The following is a 24,456-nucleotide window of genomic DNA, read 5'->3' on the forward strand; positions in this document are numbered from 1 at the left end:
CGGCTCAGCCGGTGCTCGGCGTGCCCCGCTCGGGCACGCCATAGAACTCGCGCTCGAAGACGGCACGCGCCCGCCGCGTGACGGCGAGGTAGTCCTCTTCGAGCCGGTTGGCCGCGCCCGGCGGGTAGTTCAGCAGCCGGGCGACGCCGCCCAGCTGGATGCGATCCCTAGGCAGGAGGTCGCCGGTCTTGTTGATCCACAGGGTCATCGCCGAGCGGGCCCGGGAGGCCAAAAGCCAGGCGGCGCGCAACGTCTCGGCGTCGGCGCCGTCGACCAGGCCGGCATCCACCGCGGCCTGCAGCGCACGGAGCGTCGACGGGGTGCGGAGCCCCTCCACGGAGGCGCCGTGCTGCAGCTGCAACAGCTGCACGAACCACTCCACGTCGCTCAGCGAGCCGCGGCCGAGTTTGAGGTGGCGCAGCGGGTCCGCGCCCTGCGGCAGCCGCTCGCTCTCGACCCTGGCCTTGATTCTCTTGACCTCGCGCACCGCGCTGTCGGCGATCTCCTCCGGGTAGCGCACGACGTCGGCGGCGGCCATGAAGTCGGCCAGCAGGGCGGGGTCACCGACGGCGCCGCGGGCGCGCAGCAACGCCTGCGCCTCCCAGGTCAGCGACCAGCGCGCGTAGTACGCCTTGTAGGAGTCGAGGGAGCGCGTGACGGGGCCGTTCTTGCCCTCGGGCCGCAAGCCGATGTCGAGGTCGAGCGGCAGCCGGCTGTCCTCGCTCAGCCTGTTCAGGGCGGCGACGATGGCCTGGGAGCGCTTCTGCGCCGGTTCCGGCTCCAGCCCGGCCGGCCGGTAGACGTACATGACGTCGGCGTCCGAGCCGAAGCCGAGCTCCTGCCCGCCGAAGCGGCCCATGGCGATGACCGCGAACTCGATGCCGTCGTGCGCCTCCCCGCTCTCGGTGGCGGCGACGGGGCCGCGGATGGCGCGCACCAGGCCGTCGATCAGGTTCTCGGTCACATCGCTCAGGCCCTGGCCGAGCTCCTCCACGGTGCAGAGATCCAGGGTGGCGGCAAAGGCGAGCCGCAGCACCTCGCGCCGGCGGATGCCGCGGAGCACCGCGGCGGCGGCATCCGGGCTCTCATGCCGCGCCAGCACAGCGCGGGTCTCCTCCGCCAGGGAGGCGCGGCTGCGGGGGCGCAGCTCCTCATCGCCCTCCAGCCAGGCCACCGACTCGGGGGTCAGCTCGAGCAGCTCGCCGATGAAGCGGGAGCCGGAGAGCACCCGGGTGAGCCGCTCGGCGGCACCGGAGGAGTCGCGCAGCATGCGCAGGAACCAGTGCGTGCCGCCCAGGCTGTCGCTCAGCCGGCGGAAGGCGAGCAGGCCGTAGTCCGGGTCGGCGCCGTCGGCGAACCACTGCAGCATCACCGGCAGCAGGTGGCGCTGGATGGTGGCGCGGCGGGAGACGCCGGCGGTGAGCGCGGCGATGTGGGCGAGCGCGCCGCGCGGGTCGACGAAGCCGATGGCCGCCAGGCGCGCCTCGGCCTGCGCGCTGGTCAGGTTGAGGCCCTCAGCCGGCAGCGCGGCCACCGCGGAGAGCAGCGGCCGGTAGAACAGGCGCTCGTGCAGGCCGCGCACCCGCTGCTTGCCGGCCGCCCAGCGGGCGCGCAGCTCGCCGGCGCCGCCGGCCAGCCCGCTGGAGCGCGCGAGCACCCGCAGGGCGTCCTCGCTGCGGGGCATCAGGTGGGTGCGGCGCAGCCGCTGCAACTGCAGCCGGTGTTCGAGCAGGCGCAGCATCCGGTAGTCCTGGGCGAACTCGGCCGCCTCGACCCGGCCGATGTAGCCGGCATCCGCCAGCGCCACCAGGGCGGGCAGCGTGCCCCCGTGCCGCACGCTCTCGTCGCTCTGGCCGTGCACGAGCTGCAGCAGCTGCACGGTGAACTCGATGTCGCGCAGGCCGCCAGGGCCGAGTTTCAGCTGCACGTCGACCTCATCGTCGGGGATGTGCGCCGTCACGCGCTCGCGCATGCGCTGCACAGACTCGACGAAGCCCTCCCGATCGGAGCTGTTCCACACGGCGGGGGCGAGGGCGCGCACGTAACGCTCCCCCAGCTCCCGGTCGCCGGCCAGCGGGCGGGCCTTCAGGAGCGCCTGGAACTCCCAGTTCTTGGCCCAGCGCTCGTAGTAGGCGAGGTGGGATTCGAGGGTGCGCACGAGGGCGCCGTCCTTGCCCTCCGGGCGCAGGTTCGCGTCCACCTCCCAGAGCCCCGGCTCCACCAGCGGCTCGGAGATGCCGCGCATGGTGAGCAGGGCCAGCCGGGTGGCGATGTCGACGGCGCGGGCGTTGTCGAGCCCGTCGCCGGCCTCGGCGATGAAGATCACGTCGACGTCGCTGACGTAGTTGAGCTCGTGCGCGCCGGCCTTGCCCATGCCCATGATGCTGAGCCGAGTGGCGTCCACCTCCGCGGCAGCGAAGAGCCCGAAGGCGGCCGAGCCGGCGGATGTCACCGCGCGCCGGGCCACGGCCAGCGAGGCGTCCAGGGTGGCCCCGGCCAGGTCGGCCAGCGCCCCGGCGATGCCGTCGATCCCAGCGACCGGGTCGTACTGCTCGAGGTCGAAGGCGGCCAGCCGGGCCAGCCACCAGCGGTAGCGCACGCGCAGCCGCGCCCAGGCCGCCTCGTCGCCGCCGGCGCTGCCCACCGCGCTGCCGGAGACGGCGGCGAGCAGGTCGGCGCCCAGCTCTGCGGCATCCGGCAGCGCGGCCAGCGGCTCCGCCACGGCGGCGAGGGCGGCCGGCTGGCGCAGGAAGAACTCGGCCAGGCCCTCCGAGGCACCGAGCACGAGGGCGAGGCGCGCGGCCGTGTCCGGATCGGCCAACAGGGCGCCCGTCTCGACGGGGGCCTGCCGGAGCAGCGCGGTCAGGCTGCGCAGCGCGGAGTCGGCGTCGGCGGCCCGCGACAGCGCGCCGAGGATGCCGCGCGCGGGCGTGCCGCTCAACTCCTCGAACTCGGCCAGGCCGTCGGCCGCCGCGCCGAGTTCGAGGAAGCCGGCGCGGGCGAGCTCGGTCAGGCTGAAGCGCGCGGAAGCCATCTGCCGCGGTCTAGAGGATCTCGAGGTTGTTGCGCAGCTCGAACGGGGTCACCTGGTTGCGGTACTCCCGCCACTCCTTGCGCTTGTTGAGCAGCACGTAGTTGAACACCTGCTCCCCCAGCGTCTCGGCGACGAGCTCCGACTCCTCCATGTACTGGATGGCGTGGTCGAGGCTGGCCGGCAGCTGGGCGTAGCCGAGCGCGCGGCGCTCGGTGTCGCTCAGGCTCCAGACGTTGTCCTCGGCCTCCTCCGGCAGTTCGTACTCCTCCTCGATGCCCTTGAGGCCGGCGGCCAGCATGAGCGAGAAGGAGAGGTATGGGTTCGCGGCGGAGTCGATGGCACGGTATTCAATGCGCGCGCTCTGGCCCTTGTTCGGCTTGTACAGCGGCACCCGGATGAGCGCGGAGCGGTTGTTGTGCCCCCAGCAGACGAAGCTGGGCGCCTCGTCGCCGCCCCAGAGCCGCTTGTAGGAGTTCACGAACTGGTTCGTGACGGCGGTGATCTCGGGCGCGTGCTTGAGCAGGCCGGCGATGAAGTGGCGGCCGGTCTTGGAGAGCTGGTACTGCGCGCCCGGCTCGTAGAAGGCGTTGGCGTCGCCCTCGAACAGGGACAGGTGCGTGTGCATGCCCGAGCCGGGGTGGTCGGAGAAGGGCTTCGGCATGAACGTGGCGTAGACGCCCTGCTCGATCGCGACCTCCTTGATGACCGTGCGGAACGTCATGATGTTGTCGGCGGTGGTCAGCGCGTCCGCGTAGCGGAGGTCGATCTCGTTCTGGCCGGGGCCCGCCTCGTGGTGGCTGAACTCGACCGAGATGCCGAGGTCCTCCAGCATCCGCACGGAGCTGCGGCGGAAGTCGTGCGCGGTTCCGCCCGGAACGTTGTCGAAGTAGCCGGCCGAGTCGACCGGGATCGGACCGTTCTTGCCGTACTTCGAGGACTTCAGCAGGTAGAACTCGATCTCGGGGTGCGTGTAGAAGGTGAAGCCGCGGTCGGCCGCCTTCGCCAGCGTGCGCTTGAGCACGTTGCGCGGGTCGGCGACGGCCGGCGCCCCGTCGGGCGTGCTGATGTCGCAAAACATGCGCGCGGTCGGGTCGACGTCGCCCCGCCAGGGCAGGATCTGGAAGGTGCTGGGGTCTGGGTGCGCGAGCAGGTCAGACTCGTAGGTGCGGGTGAGGCCCTCGATCGCGGAGCCGTCGAATCCGAGGCCCTCCGTGAACGCGCCCTCCACCTCGGCCGGGGCGATGGCCACCGACTTCAGCGTGCCGACGACGTCGGTGAACCACAGGCGGATGAATTTGACGCCCCGTTCCTCAATGGTCCGAAGAACGAAGTCACGCTGCTTGTCCATTCATGCCCTTTCTCGCTGGCTTCCAGAGTAGTGCGTAGCCGCCGCGTCTGCGGGCGCTCGATAGACTGCCGCTATGTCTGAGCAAGCAGCCGAAGTCTCCAACCCCTACGGCGGGTCCAACACCGCCGGGCCGAAGCGCGTGCGCACCCGGCATTTCCAGATCGCCAAGGACAACGGCGTCAAGATCACGGGGCTGACCAGTTACGACCAGCTCACGGCCCGCATCTTCGATGAGGCCGGCATCGACTTCCTGCTCGTCGGCGACTCCGCCGGCAACACGGTTCTCGGCTACGACACCACCCTGCCAGTCACCGTCGACGAGCTGATCCCGTTGACCAGGGCCGTGGCATCCGCGGCCAAGCGGGCCCTCGTCGTGGCCGACATGCCGTTCGGCTCCTACGAGGTGAACCCGGAGGAGGCGCTGCACACCGCCATCCGCTTCATGAAGGAGACCGGGGCGCACGCCGTCAAGCTGGAGGGCGGTGAGCGCAGCGCGCAGCAGATCCGCCGCATCGTGCAGGCCGGCATCCCGGTCATGGCGCACATCGGCTTCACCCCGCAGAGCGAGCACGGCCTCGGCGGCCACATGATCCAGGGCCGCGGTGCCGGCGCGGATCAGCTGCTCGCCGACGCCCTCGCGGTTCAGGATGCCGGCGCCTTCGCCGTCGTGCTCGAGATGGTGCCCGCCGCGGCCGCCGCCGCGGTCACCGCCGCGCTGACGATCCCGACCATCGGCGTCGGCGCCGGGCCCGACGTCGACGGCCAGCTGCTGGTGTGGACCGACTTCGCCGGCATGGGCGAGGGGCGCGTGCCCAAGTTCGTGCGGCAGTACGCCAATGTGCGCCAGGTGCTACTGGACGCCGTCACGGAGTTCCGCGGCGACGTCGACTCGGGCGCCTACCCCGCGGCAGAGCACAGCTACGAGTAGCGCGGGCTAGCGGTCCTCTGCGTCCTCGGCGTCCCACTTCGCGGAGTTCTCGCGCAGCTTCTCCAGCGCGTGCTCCGCGGCCTGCTGGGTCGGGAACGGGCCCACCCGGTCGAGTGACGGCGAGGCATAGCCGAATTCCACTGCGCCGGTTCGCATGTTGTACCAGAACTGTTTGTCTCCACGCTCGGTCATAAGCTTGATCCTATGCCCAAGGATTCTGCCGGTCACCTGATTGCCGGGCGGCTCTCGCCCCAGCGTGTCGTCCCCGCCCACATCATTCGCCCCGAGTACGTCGGCAAGGCCACTCCCGCCGAGTACACCGGCGACAACGTCTACACGCCGGAGCAGGTGGAGCTGATCCGAGAGTCCGGCCGCATCGCCGCCGACGCGATCGCCGCGGCCGGCGCCATCATCGCGCCGGGCGTGACCACCGAGCAGCTGGATGCCGTCGTGCACCAGTACCTGCTCGACCACGACGCCTACCCCTCCACCCTCGGGTACCGGGGTTACCCGAAGTCCAGCTGCACCTCCGTCAACGAGGTCATCTGCCACGGCATCCCCGACGACACCGTGCTCGAGGACGGCGACATCGTCAACATCGACGTGACGGCGTTCCGCAACGGCATGCACGGCGACCTCAACCACACCTTCATCGTCGGCTCCGCCAGCGAGGAGGTGACCCTGCTCGTCGAGCGCACCCGGGAGGCCCTGGCCCGCGGCATCAAGGCCGTCGCCCCCGGCCGCGAGGTCAACGTCATCGGCCGCACCATCGCCTCCTACGCGAAGCGCTTCGGCTACGGCGTCGTCCGCGATTTCACCGGCCACGGCGTCGGCTCCGCCTTCCACAGCGGGCTGATCATCCCGCACTACGACTCCGCCCCCGAGTACAACGACGTGATGGTGCCCGGCATGGTGTTCACGATCGAGCCCATGCTCACCCTCGGCGGCCACGAGTGGGACCTCTGGGCCGACGACTGGACAGTGACCACGCGCGACAAGAGCATGACCGCGCAGTTCGAGCACACCCTCGTCGTGACCGAGCGGGGCGCCGAGATCCTCACGCTGCCGAGCACCGAGTAGATTCATCCCTATGACTGAACCGCGCACCCTCCCCGCCCGCACAGCCATCGGAATCGACATCGGCGGAACCGGCATCAAGGGCGCTGTCGTCGACCTCGGCACGGGCGAGCTGCTCTCCGACCGCCGCAAGGTGGCCACCCCGGACGGTGCCAAGCCGGCCGACATCCTGGAGGCCACCGACCGCATGCTCGACGGCCTCCGCGAGGAGTTCGGCGCGCTGCCCGTCGGCGTCTGCTTCCCCGCGATCGTCAAGGGCGGCCGCACCCTCTCGGCCGCGAACATCTCCGACGACTGGATCGGCCTGCCCGCCGAGGCCATGTTCGAGGAGCGCCTGCAGGTGCCCATCCACTTCGTCAACGACGCGGATGCCGCCGGCCACGCCGAGGTGCGCTTCGGCGCCGCGCGCGGCCGCTCCGGCGTCGTGCTGCTCACCACGCTGGGCACCGGAATCGGCTCGGCGCTGCTCCACAACGGAGTGCTGGTGCCGAACACCGAGCTCGGCCACCTCGAGATCGACGGCCAGGGCGCCGAGAAGGGCGCCGCGTACTCGGCCAAGGAGCGGGAGTCGCTCAGCTGGGAGCAGTGGGCGGAGCGCCTGCAGCGCTACTACAGCCACCTGGAGCTGCTCTTCTCCCCCGACCTCTTCATCGTCGGCGGCGGCGTCTCCAAGAACTACGCCGACTTCCTGCCCCTGCTCCACCTGCAGACGGAGATCGTGCCCGCCGTGCACCGCAACAACGCCGGCATCCTCGGGGCCGCCGACCTCGCCGCGGCCGGCCACGGCCTGGGCAAGCACGCCGCCCCGGTGGCGGGAGCGTGAGCGACGCCCTGTTCGAGGAGCACCTGGCCCGCGGCGCGGCACCGGCCGCCGCCTGGGGCCTGTTCGACGCCGACGGCCTCCGGCACGCCCGCCAGTCCGGCGTCGCGGCCGACACCGCCTTCCGCATCGCCTCCTGCACCAAGAGCTTCACCGCGGCCGCGCTGCTCGGCCTCCGCGACGACGGGCTGCTCGGACTCGACGACCCGATCACCCGCGCTGTGCCCGGCCTGAGCCTGGCCGGGCTGCCCTCGGCGGGCTCCGCGGTGCCGACGGTGCGGATGCTGCTCACCATGTCCTCCGGGCTGCCCACCGACGACCCGTGGGCCGACCGGCAGGAGGCCATGACGGCGGCGGAGTTCGACGCCCCGCTCGCCGCCGGCGTGCGCTTCGAGGCCGAGCCGGGCACCCGCTTCGCGTACTCCAACCTCGGCTACGCCCTGCTCGGTCGGGTCATCGAGGTCGTCAGCGGCCAGAGTTACCAGAGCTTCGTCGCCGAGCGGCTGCTCACCCCGCTCGGGCTGGCCAGCACCGGCTTCGACGCCTCGGTGGCCGCGCCGGGCGGCGTCGCCGTCGGCCATCGCCGCCACGCCGGCGCCTGGGAGCCGCTGCCGTTCACCGGCCCCGGCGCCTTCTCGGCGATCGGCGGGCTGTTCAGCACGGTTTCCGACCTGGCCCGCTGGGCCGGCTGGCTGGCGTCCGCCTTCGATGCGGATGCCGACGACGCCGTGCTCAGCGCGGCCAGCCGGCGCGAGATGCAGCAGCTGCACCGCCTCGACCAGACCGTGACCGAGCGCCCGACCGGCTACGGCTACGGCCTGTTCGTCGAGCAGTACTCGCCGAGAAGCCGGGTGGTGTCCCACTCCGGCGGCTACCCCGGGTTCTCGGCGCACATGCGCTGGTCGCTCGAGCAGCGGCTCGGCGTCGTGGCGTTCTCGAACGCCACCTACTCGCGCGTGTCCGCGACGGCGACCGCCGCGCTCGACGCCCTGCTCGCAGAGCGCGAGGCAGCGGCATCCGCCCCCGTTCCGGAGCTCTGGCCGGAGACGCGCGCAGCACAGACCGCCGTCACGGAGCTGCTGGCCACCTGGGCGGGCGGGGGCGAGACGCCGCTGGATCCAGCGCTGTTCTCGGAGAACGTGGCACTCGACCTGCCGCTCGAGCGCCGCACCGCGGCCCTCCGGCTCGCCCTCGCCGACATCGGCGGCCTGACCGCCGGCTCTCCGACGGACGCCTGCTCGGACGGCCCCGCGCACCTGGCCTGGTTCCTGCCGGGGGCCAGCGGGCGCCTGCGCGTGGAAATCCGCCTGACGCCGGAGGCGCGCCCGCGCGTGCAGACCCTGCTCGTCGCCGTCGACCGCGCGGGCCGCTAGCCGGCGCGGCCCCCTCGGGCAGTTCGTGCGGGCCCGCTCAGGGCTTCGGGGGCTGCGCTGCTCGTTCCTCGCGGCGCGGCCCCCTCCAGCCGACGTGCATCCTCCCGTTGGCTCGAGGGAGCGCCAGCGACCGAAGCCACCCCGGCCCCCGGCGGTCGGCCCACCCACCTCCGCTGGTCGAGTAGGCGCGCCAGCGCCGTATCGAGACCCGGCGACCCGACCTCGCCGGCCGCTAGCGGCGCGGATGCCGCGGGCAGCAGTTCGCGCGGAGAGCCGACGTGGAGAGAGCCGACCGCAAACGAGCGCCCGCAGTGCGAGGGTGCCGTGAGGATTGGGCGGGGCACCGTAGGGAAGCTGTGAGGATGCTGGCTGCCCGCCGCACCGAGGTGTGAACTGTTGCCGTGGCCACGGGCCACGGCCAGGCGGAACCCCGCCGGGCCCCGTCTGACCGGGAGTCTGCTCGTGCTCGATCTCATCTTCATCGGAGGCATCGCTGCGCTGATCGCGCTGATTGCCCTCATCGCGCGGGGGGTGGAGAAGCTGTGAGCGGCGATGTGCTGCGCAGCCTCATCGACCTGCTGAGCGCCGCCCTCGCCGTGGCCGTCCTCGGCTACCTGGTCTACGCCCTCCTGAAACCGGAGCGCTTCTAGATGCCGCCGCTCGTGCTCTTCGCGCTGCAGCTCCTGACGCTCGCGCTGCTCATTGCCCTGCTGTACCGCCCGCTCGGCGACTACATGGCCACCGTCTACAGCTCGACGCGGCACCTGCGTGTCGAGAAGGTGATCTACCGGCTGACCGGCGTCAATCAGGACGCCGAGCAGACCTGGCCCATCTACTTCCGGAGCGTGCTCGCGTTCTCCGCCGTCGGCATCCTGGCCGTGTACGGCCTGCAGAGGCTGCAGGCCTTCCTCCCGTTCGCGCTCGGCCTGCCCGCCGTCAGCGAGCAGCTCTCCTTCAACACGGCCATCTCCTTCGTGGCGAACACCAACTGGCAGTCCTACTCCCCCGAGGCGACGATGGGCTACAGCGTGCAGCTGCTCGGCCTCGCCGTGCAGAACTTCGTTTCTGCCGCGGTCGGCATCGCGGTCGCCGTGGCCCTGGTGCGCGGCCTCGCCCGCGCGGCCAGCCCCACCCTCGGCAACTTCTGGGTGGACCTCATCCGCGGCTCGCTCCGCATCCTGCTGCCGTTCGCCGCGCTCGCCGCGGTGGTGCTCATCGCCGGTGGCGTCATCCAGAACTTCACCGGGTTTCAGGATGTCGGCACGCTCGCCGGCGGCACCCAGTCGATCCCCGGCGGCCCCGTCGCCTCGCAGGAGGCCATCAAGCTGCTCGGCACCAACGGCGGTGGCTTCTTCAACGCCAACTCGGCGCACCCCTTCGAGAACCCGACGGCCTGGGTCAACCTGGTGGAGGTGTTGCTCATGCTCGCGATCCCGTTCGCCCTGCCGCGCACCTTCGGCCGCATGGTCGGGGACAACCGTCAGGGCTACGCCATCCTCGCGGCGATGGGCACCTTCTTCGTGCTCTCCGTCTCGCTGTTGAGCGCGCTCGAGCTGGGCGGCCGCGGCACTGCGCCGATGCTCGCCGGCGGCGCCATGGAGGGCAAGGAACAACGATTCGGCGAGCTGGGCTCCGCCCTCTTCGGCACGACGAGCACGCTCACCTCCACCGGCGCCGTCAATTCCATGCACGACAGCTACACCGCGCTCGGCGGCGGCACCACCATGCTCAACATGATGCTCGGCGAGCTCGCCCCCGGCGGCGTCGGGTCCGGCCTGTACGGCATGCTCGTCATCGCGATCCTCGCGGTGTTCATCGCCGGCCTGATGGTCGGCCGCACCCCGGAGTACCTCGGCAAGAAGCTGGGCGCCCGCGAGATCAAGCTCGCGAGCCTCTACATCCTGACGACGCCGACCCTGGTGCTGGCCGGCACGGCGTTGAGCTTCGGCGTCCCGGTCATCCGGGAATCGGTAGTCGGCACCTCGATCCTGAACCCCGGTCTGCACGGCTTCTCCGAGGTGCTCTACGCGTTCACCTCCGCCGCCAACAACAACGGCTCCGCGTTCGCCGGCCTGACCGCGAACACGCCCTGGTTCAACACCGCGCTCGGGGTTGCGATGCTGCTCGGCCGCCTCCTGCCGATCCTGTTCGTCCTGGCCCTCGCCGGATCGCTGGCCGTGCAGAGCAGGGTGCCCGTCACCGCCGGCACGCTCCCCACCCACCGACCGTTGTTCGTCGGGCTGCTCTGCGGCACGGTCGTCATCGTCTCCGCTCTCACCTATTTCCCGGTGCTCGCACTGGGGCCGCTCGCGGAAGGACTGCTCTAACCATGTCAACGACCACCGAAGAACGCACCGAGAGCTCGGTGCACCGCCACAAGGACACGGCCGCGCCGTTCGGATCCCGGCAGCTGCTGGCCGCGCTCCCCGTCGCCCTCCGCAAACTGCACCCCCGCCAGATGTGGCGCAACCCGGTCATGTTCATCGTCGAGGTCGGCGCGGCGCTCACCACGCTGATCGCAATCACCGAGCCCCTCACCGGAGGTCCCGTCGAGTCCGGCGGCACGGCCATGCCGGCCGCCTTCACCGTCTCCATCGCCCTCTGGCTCTGGCTCACCGTGCTCTTCGCGAACCTCGCCGAGGCTGTCGCGGAGGGGCGGGGCAAGGCCCAGGCGGAGAGCCTGCGCGCCACCCGCACCAGCACGATCGCCCACCGGGTCCCCCGCTATGACGAGACGGCAGACCCGGGGGCACTCGTCGCCGCCAGCGAGGCCATCGCCTCAGCGGACCTCCACCTCGGCGACGTCGTCGTCGTGACCGCCGGCGAGCTGATCCCCGGCGACGGCGACATCGTCTGGGGCATCGCCTCCGTCGACGAATCGGCGATCACCGGCGAGTCGGCCCCCGTCGTGCGGGAGTCCGGCGGCGACCGCAGCGCCGTCACCGGCGGCACCCGGGTGCTCTCGGACCGCATCGTGGTGCGCATCACCAGCAAGCCGGGCGAGACCTTCGTCGACCGGATGATCCGGCTGGTCGAGGGCGCGAGCCGGCAGAAGACGCCCAACGAGATCGCGCTGAACATCCTGCTGGCCACGCTGTCGATCATCTTCGTCGTCGTGGTGGTCACCATCGGCCCGATGGCCGGATACTCGGATGCCGCCCCCAGCGTTCCCGTGCTGATCGCCCTGCTGGTCTGCCTCATTCCCACCACGATCGGCGCGCTGCTCTCCGCCATCGGCATCGCGGGCATGGACCGCCTGGTGCAGCGCAACGTCCTCGCGCTCTCCGGTCGGGCCGTGGAGGCCGCCGGAGACGTGACGACCCTGCTCCTCGACAAGACCGGGACGATCACCTACGGCAATCGCCAGGCCGCCGAGTTCATCCCCGTCGGCGGGGCGGGCATGGCCGAGCTGGTGACGGCGGCTCACGCGGCATCGCTGGCGGACCCGACCCCGGAGGGAAGCTCGATCGTGCGGCTCGCCGAGCAACTCGACCCCACCCTCACCCGCGTGCAACAGGCGTCGGGCACGGTCGTGCCCTTCACGGCGCAGACCCGGATGAGCGGCATCGACTACCCCGACGGGGCGATGCTCCGGAAGGGAGCCGGCTCCATGGTGGCCGCCTGGGCGGCCGAGTCCGGCGCCCTGGATGGCGACACGGAGGGCGAGCTGCGGGCCGCCGTCGAGCGGATCTCCGAAGCGGGCGGCACTCCCCTCGTCGTGGCCGAGCGGCGGGCAGACGGGCAGAGCCGCGTGCTCGGGGTCATCTCCCTGAAGGACGTCGTCAAGGCCGGACTCGGTGAGCGCTTCGCCGAACTGCGCCGGATGGGCATCCGCACCGTCATGATCACCGGCGACAACCCGCTGACCGCCAAGGCCATCGCGGCGGAGGCCGGCGTCGACGACTACCTGGCGGAGGCCACGCCGGAGGACAAGATCGCATTGATCCGGCGGGAGCAGGCCGGCGGCAACCTCGTCGCCATGACCGGGGACGGCACCAACGACGCCCCGGCGCTGGCCCAGGCCGACGTCGGCGTCGCCATGAACACCGGCACCTCGGCCGCGAAGGAGGCCGGCAACATGGTCGACCTGGACTCCGACCCGACCAAGCTGATCGACATCGTGCGCATCGGCAAGCAGCTGCTCATCACCCGCGGCTCGCTCACCACTTTCTCGATCGCGAACGACGTGGCCAAGTACTTCGCCATCATCCCGGCAATGTTCGCCGGAGCGTTCCCCGGGCTCGAGGCGCTCAACGTGATGGGCCTCAGCTCGCCGGCATCCGCGATCCTCTCCGCGGTGATCTTCAACGCCGTCATCATCGTGATCCTGATCCCGCTCGCCCTGCGCGGCGTGCGCTACAGGGCGGCGTCGGCCTCCCAGATCCTGCGCCGAAACCTGATCATCTATGGCCTCGGCGGCGTCATCGCGCCGTTCATCGGGATCAAGCTCGTCGACCTCGCCGTCAGCTCGCTGCCCGGCTTCTAGACCCACAACACGAAGGATTTCCCCATGGCTGCAACACGTGGCACACTCCGCCAGTACGGGGTGGCGGTGCGGGCGCTGCTCGTGCTGACGCTGATCCTCGGCGTGCTCTACCCGCTCGTGATCACCGGCATCGGCCAGCTCGCGCTGCCACAACAGGCGAACGGGTCGCTCCTCCGCGTCGACGGCCGGGCGGTCGGCTCCGCCCTGATCGGGCAGTCGTTCTCGGATGCCGAGGGCACCCCGCTCCCGCAGTGGTTCCAGCCCCGGCCCTCCGCCGCAGGCGCGGGCTACGACGCCGCCGCTTCCGGCGGCAGCAACTGGGGCCCGGAGAACCCCGACCTGGTGGCGGCCATCCAGGAGCGCCAGTCGGCGATCGAGGAGCTCGACGGCGTGGGCGTCTCCGCGATTCCCCCGGACGCGGTCACCGCCTCCGGCTCCGGGCTCGACCCGCACATCAGCCCGGAGTACGCCAGAGCGCAGGTGGACCGGGTAGCCGCGGCGCGCTCGCTTGCGCCTGCTCGGGTGGCGGCGCTCGTCGAGTCTATGATTCAGGGACGGGATATCGGCTATCTCGGCGAACCGACCGTCAACGTGCTGGCGCTGAACGCGGCGCTGGCCGGAATGGATGAGAAGAACTAGTGTCGCGAGGTCGTCTGCGGGTACTCCTCGGCGCCGCACCGGGGGTGGGCAAGACCTTCACGATGCTCGAGGAGGGGCGCCGGCTGCGCCTGGCCGGCAAGGACGTCGTGGTCGCGCTCGTGGAAACCCACGGCCGCGAGGGCACGGCCGAGATGCTCGACGGCTTCGAGATCGTGCCGCGCACCGTCAGCGAGCACCGCGGCGTGCTGCTGGACGAGATGGACGTGGACGCCGTGCTGGCCCGGCATCCGGAGATCGCCCTCGTCGACGAGCTTGCCCACACCAACGCCCCCGGCGGCCGCAACGCCAAGCGCTGGCAGGACGTGGCCGAGCTGCTGGAGGCCGGCATCGACGTCCACTCGACCGTCAACATCCAGCACATCGAGTCGCTGAACGACGTCGTGCAGCAGATCACCGGCGTTCCGCAGCGGGAGACGATCCCGGATGCCGTGCTGCGCGGCGCCGACCAGATCGAGGTCATCGACCTCGCCCCGCAGGCCCTGCGGGACCGCCTGGCCGAGGGGCAGGTGTACCCGGCCACCCGCATCGACGCGGCCCTGTCCAACTACTTCCGGCTCGGCAATCTCACCGCGCTGCGCGAACTGGCCCTGCTCTGGCTGGCGGACGAGGTCGACAGCTCGCTGCAGAAGTACCGGGCCGAGCACGGCATCGACGCCAAGTGGGAGGCCCGCGAGCGGGTCGTCGTGGCCCTGACCGGCGGGCCGGAGGGCGATGTGCTGCTGCGCCGCGGCGCCCGCATCGCCGCCCGCTCCGCGGGCGGCGAGCTGCTCGCCGTGCACGTGACGAGCCACGACGGCCTGCGCGCCGCCCACCCGGAGGCGCTGGCGCGCCAGCGGGCCCTCGTCGAGCAGCTCGGCGGCAGCTACCACCAGGTGATCGGCAGCGACGTGCCGACCGCGCTCGTCGACTTCGCCCGCGCCAGCAACGCCAGCCAGCTGGTGATCGGCGTGAGCCGGCGCAGCCGGCTGCTCGCCCTGCTCAGCGGCCCCGGCATCGGCCAGACGGTGATCCGCGAGTCCGGCGACATTGACGTGCACATCGTGGCCCACTCGCACGCCGGGCTGCGCTTCGCCCTCCCCCGGTTGACCGGCGGGATCACCCGGCGCCGCCGCGTGGCCGGCTTCGCGATCGCCCTGGTCGTCGGCCCGCTGCTGACCTGGCTGCTCTCGGCCACCAGCTCGATCGAGTCGATGGCCAGCGATGTGCTGGCGTTCCAGCTGCTGGTCGTCGTCGTCGCCATGGTCGGCGGGTTCTGGCCGGCCATGTTCGCCGCCGTGCTCTCCGGGCTCAGCCTCGACTTCTTCTTCGTCGCGCCGCTCTACACGATCACCATCGCGCATCCGCTGCACCTGGTGGCCCTCGCCCTGTTCATGGTCGTGGCCGCCCTGGTCAGCCTTGTCGTCGACCAGGCGGCCAAGCGCAGCCGGATCGCCGCCCGCGCCGCCTCGGAGTCCGAGCTGCTCGCCACCATAGCCGGCGGGGTGCTGCGCGGGGAGGACGCGCTGCAGGCGCTCGTCTCGCGCACCAGGGAGGCGTTCGGCCTGAACGGGGTGCGGCTGCTGGCCGGCGAGGAGGTGCTCTACTCCGACGGGGAACCGGCCGATGCCGAGCACACGACGCTGCTGCCCGTCGGCGAGCGGGCGGTGCTCGAGCTCTCCGGCCGCGACCTGGAGGCGAGCGACCGCCGCCTGCTGGCCGTCATCGTGGTGCAGATCGAGGCCACCCTCGAGCACAACGCGCTCACCGCGACCGCGAACGAGATCGGCCCGCTGGCCGAGACGGACCGGGTGCGCAGCGCACTGCTGGCCGCGGTCGGGCACGACCTGCGCCGGCCGCTCGCCGCCGCGACCGCCGCCGTGACCAGCCTGCAGTCGCACGGCATCTCGCTCAGCGCGGGTGACCGCGAGACGCTGCTGGCCACGGCGAGCGAGAGCCTGGACGCGCTCGCCGCGCTCGTCACGAACCTGCTCGATGTCAGCCGGGTGCAGGCCGGAGTGTTGGCCGTGACCCTCACCGATGTCGACATCGACGACCTCCTGCCGCCCGCCCTCGACGAGCTGGCGCTGCACCCGGGGGCGATCAGCATCGAGCTTCCCCTCGACCTGCCGGCCGTGCGCGCCGACGAGGTGCTGTTGCAGCGCGTCATCGTCAACCTCATCGCCAACGCCGTGCGCTACTCCCCGGAGGGCAAGCCGCCGGCACTGTCGGCCAGCGAGTTCGGCGGGGCCGTGCAGTTGCGGGTCACCGACCACGGGCCAGGGGTGCCCTCCGATCGCAAGGACGAGATGTTCGTGCCGTTCCAGCGCCTCGGCGACACCGACAACCTGACCGGGATCGGACTCGGCCTGGCCCTGGCCAAGGGCTTCGTCGAGGGCATGGGCGGCACGCTGGAGGCCGACGACACCCCCGGCGGCGGCCTGACCATGGTCGTCACCCTCCCGGCATCCACCACCCCCACCGAGAACAGCGCAGAATGATGGCAGCCCTATGAAAATCCTCATCGCCGACGACGACCCGCAGATCCTGCGGGCGCTGCAGATCACCCTCTCCGCGCACGGCTATGACGTGGTCGTGGCCAGGGACGGGGCGGAGGCCATCGCCCTCGCGGCGGCGCAGCGGCCGGAGCTGCTGGTCGTCGACCTCGGGATGCCGCAGCTGACCGGCATCCAGGTGATCGAGGCGGTGCGCGGCTGGAGCTCCGCCCCGATCCTGGTGGTCTCCGGCCGCAGCGATTCCGCCGACAAGGTGGACGCCCTGGACGCCGGTGCCGACGACTACGTGACGAAGCCGTTCGCCGTGGACGAGCTGCTCGCGCGCATCAGGGCGCTGACCCGGCGCACGCCGACGGCCAGTGATGAGCCCGTCATCCGCTTCGGCAACATCACGGTGGACCTGGCGGCCCGCCAGGTGACCCGGCGGGTGTCGACGGGCACGGCGGGCGACACCGACGAGATCGTGCGACTCACCCCGACCGAGTGGCAGGTGCTGGAGGTGCTCGTGCGCAACCCGCGCCGGCTGGTGAGCAGGCAGGTGCTGCTGACCGAGGTGTGGGGCCCGCAGTACACGAACGACACGGGCTACCTGCGGCTCTACCTCTCGCAGCTGCGGAAGAAGCTGGAGCCGACGCCGTCGGAGCCGCGCTACCTGCTGACCGAGTCGGGCATGGGCTACCGCTTCAACCCGGACGCGGGGTAGCCGGCGCAGGGTAGCCCGCGCAGGGGGTGGGGGCGAATGGGCCGGCTATTACGCCGGGTTCTGTCCCCGCCGCACCGAGGTGCGGCGCTGGACGGCCATCTATCTCGGGACTACGTTGCCGCAGCCCTCTAGCGGTCTACCCGAGAACGCGACGAGCAGCCGCATCGTTCTCTGTCTGACCTTGCTCCGGACGAGGTTTACCGAGCAGATCAGGTCACCCTGATCCCTGGTGGTCTCTTACACCACCGTTTCACCCTTACCGCGGGCCGAAGCCCGAGGCGGTCTGTTTTCTGTGGCACTGTCTCGCGGGTTGCCCCGGGTGGGCGTTACCCACCGTCCTGCTCTACGGAGCCCGGACGTTCCTCGGCACGGGGCCGAAACCCCGTGACGCGACCGTCTTGCCGACCCATTCGCACCTCCAGCCTATCGCGGCTGGAGGTGGGCTCCCGACTAGCTGAGCGGGATGCCGGACTCGTCCGTGCGGATCAGGATGCGGTCGCACTCCGGGCAGAACAGCACGTCGTCCCAGGCCGCCTGGCGCACGGCCTCGAGGTCGGCGCCGGTCAGGGTCATGTTGCAGCCGTGGCAGGTGCGTGCGCGCAGCAGGGCCGCGCCGATGCCGCCGCCGAGGGTGCGGCGCTTCTCGTAGAGGGCCAGCAGCTCCTCGCTGACGGTCTTGGCGACGGCGGCGCGGTCGCGCTCGGTGTCGGCCTGCTGGGCGGCCAGCTCGACGGCGGCGCGGTCGCGCTCCTGCTCGAGCACGCTCACCTGGTCGACGACGGCATCGCGCTCGGCGAGGATGGCGGCCAGTGCGGCCTCCTTCTCCTCGACGCGCTCCATCACCGTGAGCTCGATCTCCTCGAGGTCGTTCTTGCGCTTGGCCAGCGACGCCAGCTCGGCCTCGAGGGCCTGGATGTCCTTGACAGAGGCGCTGGCCTGCAGCCGCTCGGAGTCGCGCTTGATGCGCGCCTCGACGACGGCGGCATCCGACTCGAGCCGGCCGAGCTCGGTGCGCGCGTCGTCGACCTCGCCGGTGGCGATCGCGAAGCGGCGGCGCACCTCGTCGAGTGTCTTGCCGAGTTCGGCGAGGGCGGCCTGCTGCGGCAGATTCTTCAGCTGGTGGGCAATCTGCTGCAGTCGGGTGTCAACTGCCTGCAGGCGCAGCAGGTTCTTCTGTTCCGCTTCGGGTGCCTTCACGTGTTTCTCCTCATGGTGCTGCGTAGGTGGTGCTGCGTAGTTGTGTGCTTGTGCATCACTGCGTGATGACGAAGTTCCAGGGGTCGGTGTTGAGCTCGCTCACGAGCACCTCGACGCCGGGAAGCGCCAGGCGCAGCTGCGCCGCCGCCGACTCCAGCCAGAGCCACTCGCTGGCCCAGTGCGAGACGTCGATGAGCGCGGGCCCGCCGCCGAGGCGGGCCTGCTCGCGGGCCTCGGACGCCGGGTGGTGGCGCAGGTCGCTGGTGATGTAGACATCGGATGCCAGCACGGCCGGGCGGGCGAGGAGCGAGTCCCCTGCGCCACCGCAGAGCGCGATGGACTGCACCGGGGCGTCGTACTCGCCGGAGACGCGCACCCCGCCGGCGGTCGCCGGCAACAGCTCGGCCACGGCGCGGGCCAGCCGGCCGAGGGTGGTCGGCTCGGGCAGGGAACCGACGCGGCCGATGCCGACGCGCGGGTCGATGGTGCCCCCAGCGCCCGGGTCGATGGCGACGGCATCCACGAGCCCCAGCCGCCGGGCGATGACGTCCGAGACGCCGTCGATGACGACGTCCGCGTTCGTGTGCGCCGTGAGCAGGGCGCAGTCGGCCTTGATCAGGCGTCGCAGCAGCGAACCCTTGTAGCGGTCCTCTGCGACGCTGGTAACCCCGCGGAGCAGCAGCGGATGGTGCGCGATCAGCAGATCGGCGCCCAGCTCGATGGCCTCGTCGACGGTGTCGGAGACGGCGTCCACGGCGAACACGATCCGTGTGATCGGCGCCTGGACGTCACCGCTGACCAGACCGGGGGCGTCCCACGGTTCTGCGCCGTCGAGCGGCCACAGTTCGTGGGCTACCCGGATAACGTCGGCAAGAGTGGTTGTCACCCGTCCAGCCTACCGGTGCCCTCACCGGGCCGCTTCAGCCTCCGCGCAATTGGGGGTGGCCGGTTCTCCAGAGAAACGATCCTGCGTCCAGGAGAGGAGGTCGCCGATCAGCGGCGAGCCGGGGCCGACGATGCCCATGTGGTCGAGGCCGGCGTACTCCCGGTACTCCAGCTCCTGCCCGCTCGCGCAGCGCTCGGCGAGGTAGGCGCGTTGCATGGCCGGGTCGACCAGGGGGTCGGCCCCACCCTGGCCGACGAAGAGCGGGGAGCGGATGTCGCCGCGCGGCGTGTTGGCGCGGAGCCGCTCGCCGAGCACGCCCTGCGTGGGGTCGCTGCGGAAGATGCTCATGTCCTGGTCGATGGAGAGGGCGGCGAGCACCGAGACGAGCGCGCCCGGCGCGGACAGGCAGCGGGTCGACATCTCGCGCACGAGCGTGCGGGCAGAGGGCTCGAGGTACTCGGCGCGGGTGACGTCCGGGTAGTGCGCGAAATAGGCCTCGGCGACGAACGAGGCGAAGACGCTGCCCCCGGTCACGGACGGCAGGTGGTTGACGAGCCCGATGGTGTCGCTGGCCGGGGCGAGGGCGACCACGCCGGCAATGTCGAGCTCCGGCGCGTAGCTCTCGGCCATCTGCCCGGCCCAGAGGGAGGCGTGCCCGCCCTGGGAGTGGCCCCAGATCGTGGTCCGGCCGCTCAGCGCGATCTCCTCCATCTGGCTGGCGGCACGCACGGAGTCCAGCACGGAGCGGCCCTCTCCCCCGCCGACGAGGTAGGGCTGGGCGCCGGCCGTGCCGAGGCCGGCGTAGTCGGTGGCGATGAGCGACCAGCCCTCGTCGAGGATCTGGTCGAGGGCGGGCAGGGCGCCGGCCCCGATCGGGTCGGCCAGCAGTGACGGCGCGCAGTCCGTGGTGTAGCCGGTGGTGCCGTGCGCCCAGGCGATCGCATCACGCGGCGCGTCCGTGCCGGTGGCCGAGGTGAGCACAATGCCGCTGGCCAGGGTGGGCGCGCCCGTGTCCGTTGTCGTCGTGTACAGGATCCGCCAGGCGACGGCCGAGTCGGGGATGCCCCGCTCGAACGGCTCGACGCGCAGCAGCTCGCCCGGCTCGCCGGAGAGCTCGTGCGGCGCGGTGTAGAAGGCGTCCGAGTGGGCGACGCCCGGCTGGATCGTCCAGGTCAGCGCGCTGGCGCCGAGGGCGAGGATGACGGCGCCGATCGCGCCGCCCAGGCGCGCCCAGCGCCGGAGCAGGCTGGGCGCGGCGCCCGCACCATCCGCCGGGCGCTCGCCGAACCAGATCAGCACGGCCGACCAGATGGTGGCCGTTCCGAAGATGACGGTGCGCGCGCCGAACAGCACGGCGACGACGAGCAGGGTGACGTCCGGCCAGAACAGGGCGAGCACGCCGAATGCGATGTCGGCGAGGCCGAACAGCAGTGCTGCGGCGCGCTGGTCGGCGCTGCCGCGCATGACGCCGGCGGTGCTCACCACGCCGGTGGCGAAGAGCACGACGGCCAGGAACACCGGCAGCACGTCGATGGCGAGCCCGAGCCAGACCAGGACGATGAGGCCGGCGGCGATCCAGGCGGCGCCGAGCAGGCGGGTCAGCCGGGGCGTGGCCTCCCGGCCGGCGGTGAGCAGGTCGGCGAGGCCGGAGACGATGAAGCTCAGGCCGACGTACACTCCGAGCGTCGCCAGCGAGCTGAGCGGGCGCAGGATGATGAGCGCGCCGAACACGACGCAGGCGAGGCCGACGAGCAGCAGCACCCACCACGGGGCGCGGGCGACGAGGCGCGGGAGCGCCCTCGTGCGGTCGGCGCGAAGGGGGGTTTCGGGGAGAATCTGTGGTTCGCTGTGTTGCACTCAGCCATAGTGCCGTATCTCAGCGGGTCTTGCTCCGCCACTCCCGCCACACCAACCAGACGATGATGACATCCAGCAGGAGCAACAGCCCGGCCCCGTGTTCGACGAGTCGGTCGGTGGCCGAGTCGCTGTCGGGCGTGTTGCCAGGGCGGCGGTGAGGCCGAAGCGGAAGCCCAGCTCGCGCGCCCGTCCGGCCCGCTCGGCATCCCCGGCGCCATGCCGGCCGCACCGGAGTCTGCTTAACTTGGAGGCGAACGGCCGATCTCCCGGCCGTGGAGGGAGAACCATGATTTCCAGCGACACCACCGAGGCGCTGGTCGCCGCTCTGCGCGGCACCGGCGGGCGCACCATCCCCGAGGTGCTCGCCGTGCTGGCCTCCCTCGGCGTGGACGTCGAGGGAGAGAACGCCATGCTGTTCGGGGAGTACGTGGTGGCGTGGTTGGGCATGAGCGCGGATGCCACGGCAGCCCTCAACGCGCTCGTCGCGGACGAGCGCGTTGAGGTGCTGCCGAGCAGCGAGGCCGCCTACCTCGCCGTCGGCTACGAGGCCCCGTTCCCCGCGATCACCGCCGCGGAGCTGTCACAGCGGTTCGATGAGCCGCGTTGGCTGCCGACCGAGCTCATCGTGCGACGCTAGCTCCAGATGTCGTCGCCGCGAATGCTGGCATCCGCACCGCCGTCGACGTAGATGGTCTGGCCGGTGACGTGCGTGTTCTCCTCGCTGGTGAGCCAGGCGAGCAGGCCGGCGATGACGACCGGCTCCGAGTGGTAGTTGAGCGGCATCGGCACGTTGGCGTCGACCATCGCGACACTCTCCGGCGTCTCCAGCAGCATCTTGGTCATGGCGGTGAGCACCGTGCCGGGGGCGACGGCGTTGAGCGGGATGTGCGCGCCGGCCCAGGTCGGGGTGATCGACTCCCGGCGCACCCAGCGGCTGACCGCGCGCTTGCTGGACGGGTAGTTGAGGTACCCGATCTTCGGGCCCTGGTCGGCGAGGGCGCCGCCCACCTCGAGGGCCTTCGCCTCGTCGCCGGAGAGCAGGGCGTCGACGAGCTCGACCGAGTTCGGCTGCAGGGTGGCCATCGAGCTGACCACGGCGGCACGCGGGGCGGCCGACTTCGCGAGGGTCGGGGCCAGCGCCTCGAGGAACTCGGTCACGCCGAAGTAGTTGACGGCGACGGTCAGCGGGATGGGGGCGGAGATGCCGGCCGCGGCCACGACGGCGTCGATCTGGCCGTCTGCTGCGTCAATGGCGCCCTGCGCGGCGGCCTGGCGGCCGGCGGGGGTCGACAGGTCTGCGATCACCTCGGCGTCGCGCATGTCGACACCGATCACCCGGAAGCCGCGCTCCCGCAAAAGCTCGGCCGTGGCGGCGCCGATTCCCGATGCTGAACCTGTTACAACGTATGTGCGTGTCATGCGGCAAAACTACGACCGAATGCTGAGAGCCGCTATCGGTCGATGCTGCTACAAATTGACCTGTGAGGCCTCCGCCGGCGCGGAAATCCGGCACGCGGGCCTGCGGGTCAGGCCACCCCGGACCGCGCCACGATGACGGCGAGCTGGGTGCGGTTTCGGATCCCCCACTTGGTCTTGATCGCCGAGAGCGCCGATTTGACGGTCGTCTCGGCCACGAAGAACTGGGCGGCGAGCTCGGCATCGCTCGCTCCGGTGACGAGGGCCCGGGCGAAATCGAGTTCGCGGTCGGTGAGCAGGGAGAGCTTCTCGAGGGCGTCGCGGCGCGCATCGGCGCTGTGCGAGTCCTGCACCCAGTGGGTGAGCTGGCGCGCGGCCCGCGGCGAGAAGGCGGCGTCGCCGGCCGCGACGTGCCGGACGGCATCGATGATGCGCCGCGGGTCCTCGTCCTTGAGCAGGAATCCGACGGCGCCGGCCGCGACGGCCTCCAGCACCTGCCCGTCCTCATCGAAGGCCGTCATCATCAGGACCCGCGGGGCCCCTGGCTGCCCGTGCGGTACGGAGCGCACCACCGCCACGCCGTCCATCCCCGGCATCCGCACGTCACAGAGAATGACGTCTGGCGTCAGGCTGCGGATCGCGTGTGCCACCTGGTAGCCGTCGCTGCAGCGGCCGACCACCAGGAGGTCATCGGCAGTGCCGAGCAGCGCGGTGATGCCGGCGGCGGCCAGGGCGTCATCGTCGACGACGAGAACGCGGGTAGGGCTGGTGGGCTGATCCGAGCGTGGCACCGCGCCAGTCTAGCGACGGTGCCACGGCAGCCAGGCGACGACCGCGAAGGCGCCTTCGGGCGTCGGGCCGGCCTCGAACGCACCCCCGACGATGGCCACGCGTTCGCGCATGCCGATCAGCCCGTTGCCGCCGCCGGTTGAGGCCGGCGCTGTCTCGGGCATCAGCCAGTTGGCGGTGCGGAGGGTGAGGCCCGTCTCCGGCCCGCCGCGCAGGTCGATCGAGAGCGAGGCCCCCGGCGCGTGGCGACGCACGTTCGAGATGGCCTCCTGCACGATCCGGTAGCAGGCGTGCGCGACCTCCGGGTCGCAGGATGCCGCGTCCGAGACGAACAGCTGAGTGCGGATGTCGGTGCCCTCCGTAGTCGCCGCGTCGACGAGGGTGCCGATATCGAGCAGTCCGTTTCTGGCACCCATCCGCAGCTCCGGGTTGCGCAGCACGCGGACGACGTTGCGGAGGTCGTCCAAGGAGTGCTGGGCCGACTCCCGCACCGCCCGCGCCGCGGCGGAGGCCTTGTCGTCGGCGTCGCCCACCTGGAGTTCGAGGGCGCCGGCGTGCAGGGAGACGGAGCTCAGGCGGGCGGCCAGCGTGTCGTGGAGCTCACGGGCGATCCCCTGCCGCTCGCGTTCGATCGACACCTCCTGGTGCAGCGCGGCGATGTTGCGGGCGGCGGTCACATTGCCCAGCTGCGCCGCATCCCGCTCGGCCCGCACCTGCCGGGAGAAGCCGAATGCCGCGAACGGGGCGACGGCCAGGGCGGCGACAACAGGGACCACCCAGAACAGGGCGTGCCTGGCCGGGGTGCCCGCTTCACTCCCGCCCACGAACAGCGCGAGGAACGAGGTGCGGGAGCCGACATCCCAGTAGAAGGAGACCATCGTTGCGGCATACGTCGCCCCGACCAGCGCCCAGCGCACCCGGCCGCTCCGGGCGGCGGTCACAGCGGCCAGCGCGATGAGAGCCGGAAGCGGCGTGGTCGGGATGATCAGCGTGAGGGCCGTCGCGAGGCCGGAAACCACGGTGGGAATGCGATGCCGCCAGACGAGCAGCACGCTCACCGCGAGCATCGGGAACGCCCCGACCATCGCCAGCACCTGCACGGGCGGCGCGAACGTGCTCTCGCCGGCACCGTGGGTGCCGGCCGCGGCCAAGGCCATGAACGCGCACAGCACGGCGAGGGCGATCGACCCGACGAGCGACCAGGCTCGGCGGGCACGAGAGGGCTGCACGGCCGGGGTGACGGATGACGCCCAGCCGCCAGCTTGCAGGGGCGGCGCAGCGGTCATGTATCGATCGTATGGGGCAGGACTGACGCTGCCCGACCGTCTTTCGTGCGGATTGCGGGGCAGGCGTTCCATCCTTTCGGTCGGAGCGCACGGCCGGAAACGGG

Annotated in this window: 20 protein-coding genes and 1 other RNA gene; 11 read left to right on the forward strand and 10 right to left on the reverse strand. The window is 71.5% G+C overall.

What is annotated here, in order from left to right:
- Positions 1-4: 4 nt before the first annotated feature.
- Together BLT62_RS10590 and glnA are read right to left on the reverse strand one after the other, a co-directional pair.
- Positions 5-3,034 (reverse strand): bifunctional [glutamine synthetase] adenylyltransferase/[glutamine synthetase]-adenylyl-L-tyrosine phosphorylase, encoded by a 3,030-nt coding sequence (locus tag BLT62_RS10590; RefSeq protein ID WP_083364025.1) that lies wholly within the window; start codon positions 3,032-3,034, stop codon positions 5-7.
- Positions 3,035-3,044: 10 nt separating this feature from the next.
- Positions 3,045-4,382 (reverse strand): type I glutamate--ammonia ligase, encoded by a 1,338-nt coding sequence (glnA, locus tag BLT62_RS10595; RefSeq protein ID WP_083364026.1) that lies wholly within the window; start codon positions 4,380-4,382, stop codon positions 3,045-3,047.
- A 73-nt stretch (positions 4,383-4,455) separates the two neighbouring features.
- On the opposite strand from glnA, the gene panB reads away from it, so the two are divergent.
- A complete protein-coding gene (gene panB / locus BLT62_RS10600) occupies positions 4,456-5,310 on the forward strand; it encodes a 3-methyl-2-oxobutanoate hydroxymethyltransferase (protein ID WP_083364027.1) in 855 nt (284 codons plus the stop codon).
- A gap of 6 nt (positions 5,311-5,316) precedes the next feature.
- Here the strand turns inward: panB and BLT62_RS10605 are convergent, their stop codons facing one another.
- Complete coding sequence (locus tag BLT62_RS10605; RefSeq protein WP_083364028.1) at positions 5,317-5,502, reverse strand: hypothetical protein; 186 nt, start codon at positions 5,500-5,502, stop codon at positions 5,317-5,319.
- Positions 5,503-5,514: 12 nt separating this feature from the next.
- On the opposite strand from BLT62_RS10605, the gene map reads away from it, so the two are divergent.
- From map to BLT62_RS10650, 9 genes are all read left to right on the forward strand, one after another.
- A complete protein-coding gene (gene map / locus BLT62_RS10610) occupies positions 5,515-6,390 on the forward strand; it encodes a type I methionyl aminopeptidase (RefSeq protein ID WP_083364029.1) in 876 nt (291 codons plus the stop codon).
- A gap of 10 nt (positions 6,391-6,400) precedes the next feature.
- On the forward strand, positions 6,401-7,210 hold the full coding sequence (ppgK, locus tag BLT62_RS10615) for a polyphosphate--glucose phosphotransferase (RefSeq protein ID WP_083364030.1): 810 nt from the start codon (positions 6,401-6,403) through the stop codon (positions 7,208-7,210).
- Positions 7,207-8,580 carry a serine hydrolase domain-containing protein gene (locus BLT62_RS10620; RefSeq protein WP_083364031.1) on the forward strand — a complete coding sequence of 458 codons (1,374 nt, stop codon included), beginning with the start codon at positions 7,207-7,209 and terminating at the stop codon, positions 8,578-8,580. Before ppgK ends, BLT62_RS10620 begins: the two co-directional genes overlap by 4 nt.
- Positions 8,581-9,122: 542 nt before the next feature.
- The gene (gene kdpF, locus BLT62_RS17685) at positions 9,123-9,230 is read left to right on the forward strand and encodes a K(+)-transporting ATPase subunit F (RefSeq protein WP_197675129.1); all 108 of its coding nucleotides are present in this window, start codon (positions 9,123-9,125) and stop codon (positions 9,228-9,230) included.
- On the forward strand, positions 9,231-10,907 hold the full coding sequence (kdpA, locus tag BLT62_RS10630; protein ID WP_083364033.1) for a potassium-transporting ATPase subunit KdpA: 1,677 nt from the start codon (positions 9,231-9,233) through the stop codon (positions 10,905-10,907). It begins immediately after the preceding gene.
- A gap of 2 nt (positions 10,908-10,909) precedes the next feature.
- A complete protein-coding gene (kdpB, locus tag BLT62_RS10635; RefSeq protein ID WP_083364034.1) occupies positions 10,910-13,066 on the forward strand; it encodes a potassium-transporting ATPase subunit KdpB in 2,157 nt (718 codons plus the stop codon).
- A 24-nt stretch (positions 13,067-13,090) separates the two neighbouring features.
- Entirely contained in the window at positions 13,091-13,705 is a 615-nt protein-coding gene (kdpC, locus tag BLT62_RS10640) for a potassium-transporting ATPase subunit KdpC (RefSeq protein WP_083364035.1), read from the forward strand.
- Positions 13,705-16,203 carry an ATP-binding protein gene (locus BLT62_RS10645; RefSeq protein WP_083364036.1) on the forward strand — a complete coding sequence of 833 codons (2,499 nt, stop codon included), beginning with the start codon at positions 13,705-13,707 and terminating at the stop codon, positions 16,201-16,203. The genes kdpC and BLT62_RS10645 overlap by 1 nt, the downstream gene beginning before the upstream one ends.
- A 10-nt stretch (positions 16,204-16,213) precedes the next feature.
- Positions 16,214-16,921, forward strand: coding sequence for a response regulator (locus tag BLT62_RS10650; protein WP_083364037.1), 708 nt, complete (start codon positions 16,214-16,216; stop codon positions 16,919-16,921).
- A gap of 33 nt (positions 16,922-16,954) precedes the next feature.
- Here the strand turns inward: BLT62_RS10650 and rnpB are convergent.
- The 4 genes from rnpB to BLT62_RS10670 all read right to left on the reverse strand — a co-directional run bounded on the left by rnpB (position 16,955) and on the right by BLT62_RS10670 (position 20,861).
- Positions 16,955-17,330, reverse strand: an RNA gene (rnpB, locus tag BLT62_RS10655) — RNase P RNA component class A.
- Positions 17,331-17,371: 41 nt separating this feature from the next.
- Positions 17,372-18,118, reverse strand: coding sequence for a zinc ribbon domain-containing protein (locus BLT62_RS10660; protein WP_083364038.1), 747 nt, complete (start codon positions 18,116-18,118; stop codon positions 17,372-17,374).
- 55 nt (positions 18,119-18,173) lie between these two features.
- A complete protein-coding gene (locus tag BLT62_RS10665; RefSeq protein WP_083364039.1) occupies positions 18,174-19,004 on the reverse strand; it encodes a Nif3-like dinuclear metal center hexameric protein in 831 nt (276 codons plus the stop codon).
- Between the two features lie 21 nt (positions 19,005-19,025).
- On the reverse strand, positions 19,026-20,861 hold the full coding sequence (locus BLT62_RS10670; protein WP_197675130.1) for a lipase family protein: 1,836 nt from the start codon (positions 20,859-20,861) through the stop codon (positions 19,026-19,028).
- A 286-nt stretch (positions 20,862-21,147) separates the two neighbouring features.
- Here BLT62_RS10670 and BLT62_RS10675 point away from each other — a divergent pair, with 286 nt between their 5' ends.
- On the forward strand, positions 21,148-21,498 hold the full coding sequence (locus BLT62_RS10675; RefSeq protein ID WP_083364040.1) for a hypothetical protein: 351 nt from the start codon (positions 21,148-21,150) through the stop codon (positions 21,496-21,498).
- Here BLT62_RS10675 and BLT62_RS10680 read toward each other — a convergent pair.
- The 3 genes from BLT62_RS10680 to BLT62_RS10690 all read right to left on the reverse strand — a co-directional run bounded on the left by BLT62_RS10680 (position 21,495) and on the right by BLT62_RS10690 (position 24,352).
- A complete protein-coding gene (locus tag BLT62_RS10680; RefSeq protein WP_083364041.1) occupies positions 21,495-22,280 on the reverse strand; it encodes an SDR family oxidoreductase in 786 nt (261 codons plus the stop codon). The genes BLT62_RS10675 and BLT62_RS10680 overlap by 4 nt on opposite strands.
- Positions 22,281-22,387: 107 nt before the next feature.
- Positions 22,388-23,068 carry a response regulator transcription factor gene (locus BLT62_RS10685; protein WP_083364042.1) on the reverse strand — a complete coding sequence of 227 codons (681 nt, stop codon included), beginning with the start codon at positions 23,066-23,068 and terminating at the stop codon, positions 22,388-22,390.
- A gap of 9 nt (positions 23,069-23,077) precedes the next feature.
- Complete coding sequence (locus tag BLT62_RS10690) at positions 23,078-24,352, reverse strand: sensor histidine kinase (RefSeq protein WP_172829685.1); 1,275 nt, start codon at positions 24,350-24,352, stop codon at positions 23,078-23,080.
- Between the last annotated feature and the right edge of the window lie 104 nt (positions 24,353-24,456).

Source organism: Microterricola viridarii (genome assembly GCF_900104895.1).
GTDB classification, from domain to species: domain Bacteria; phylum Actinomycetota; class Actinomycetes; order Actinomycetales; family Microbacteriaceae; genus Microterricola; species Microterricola viridarii.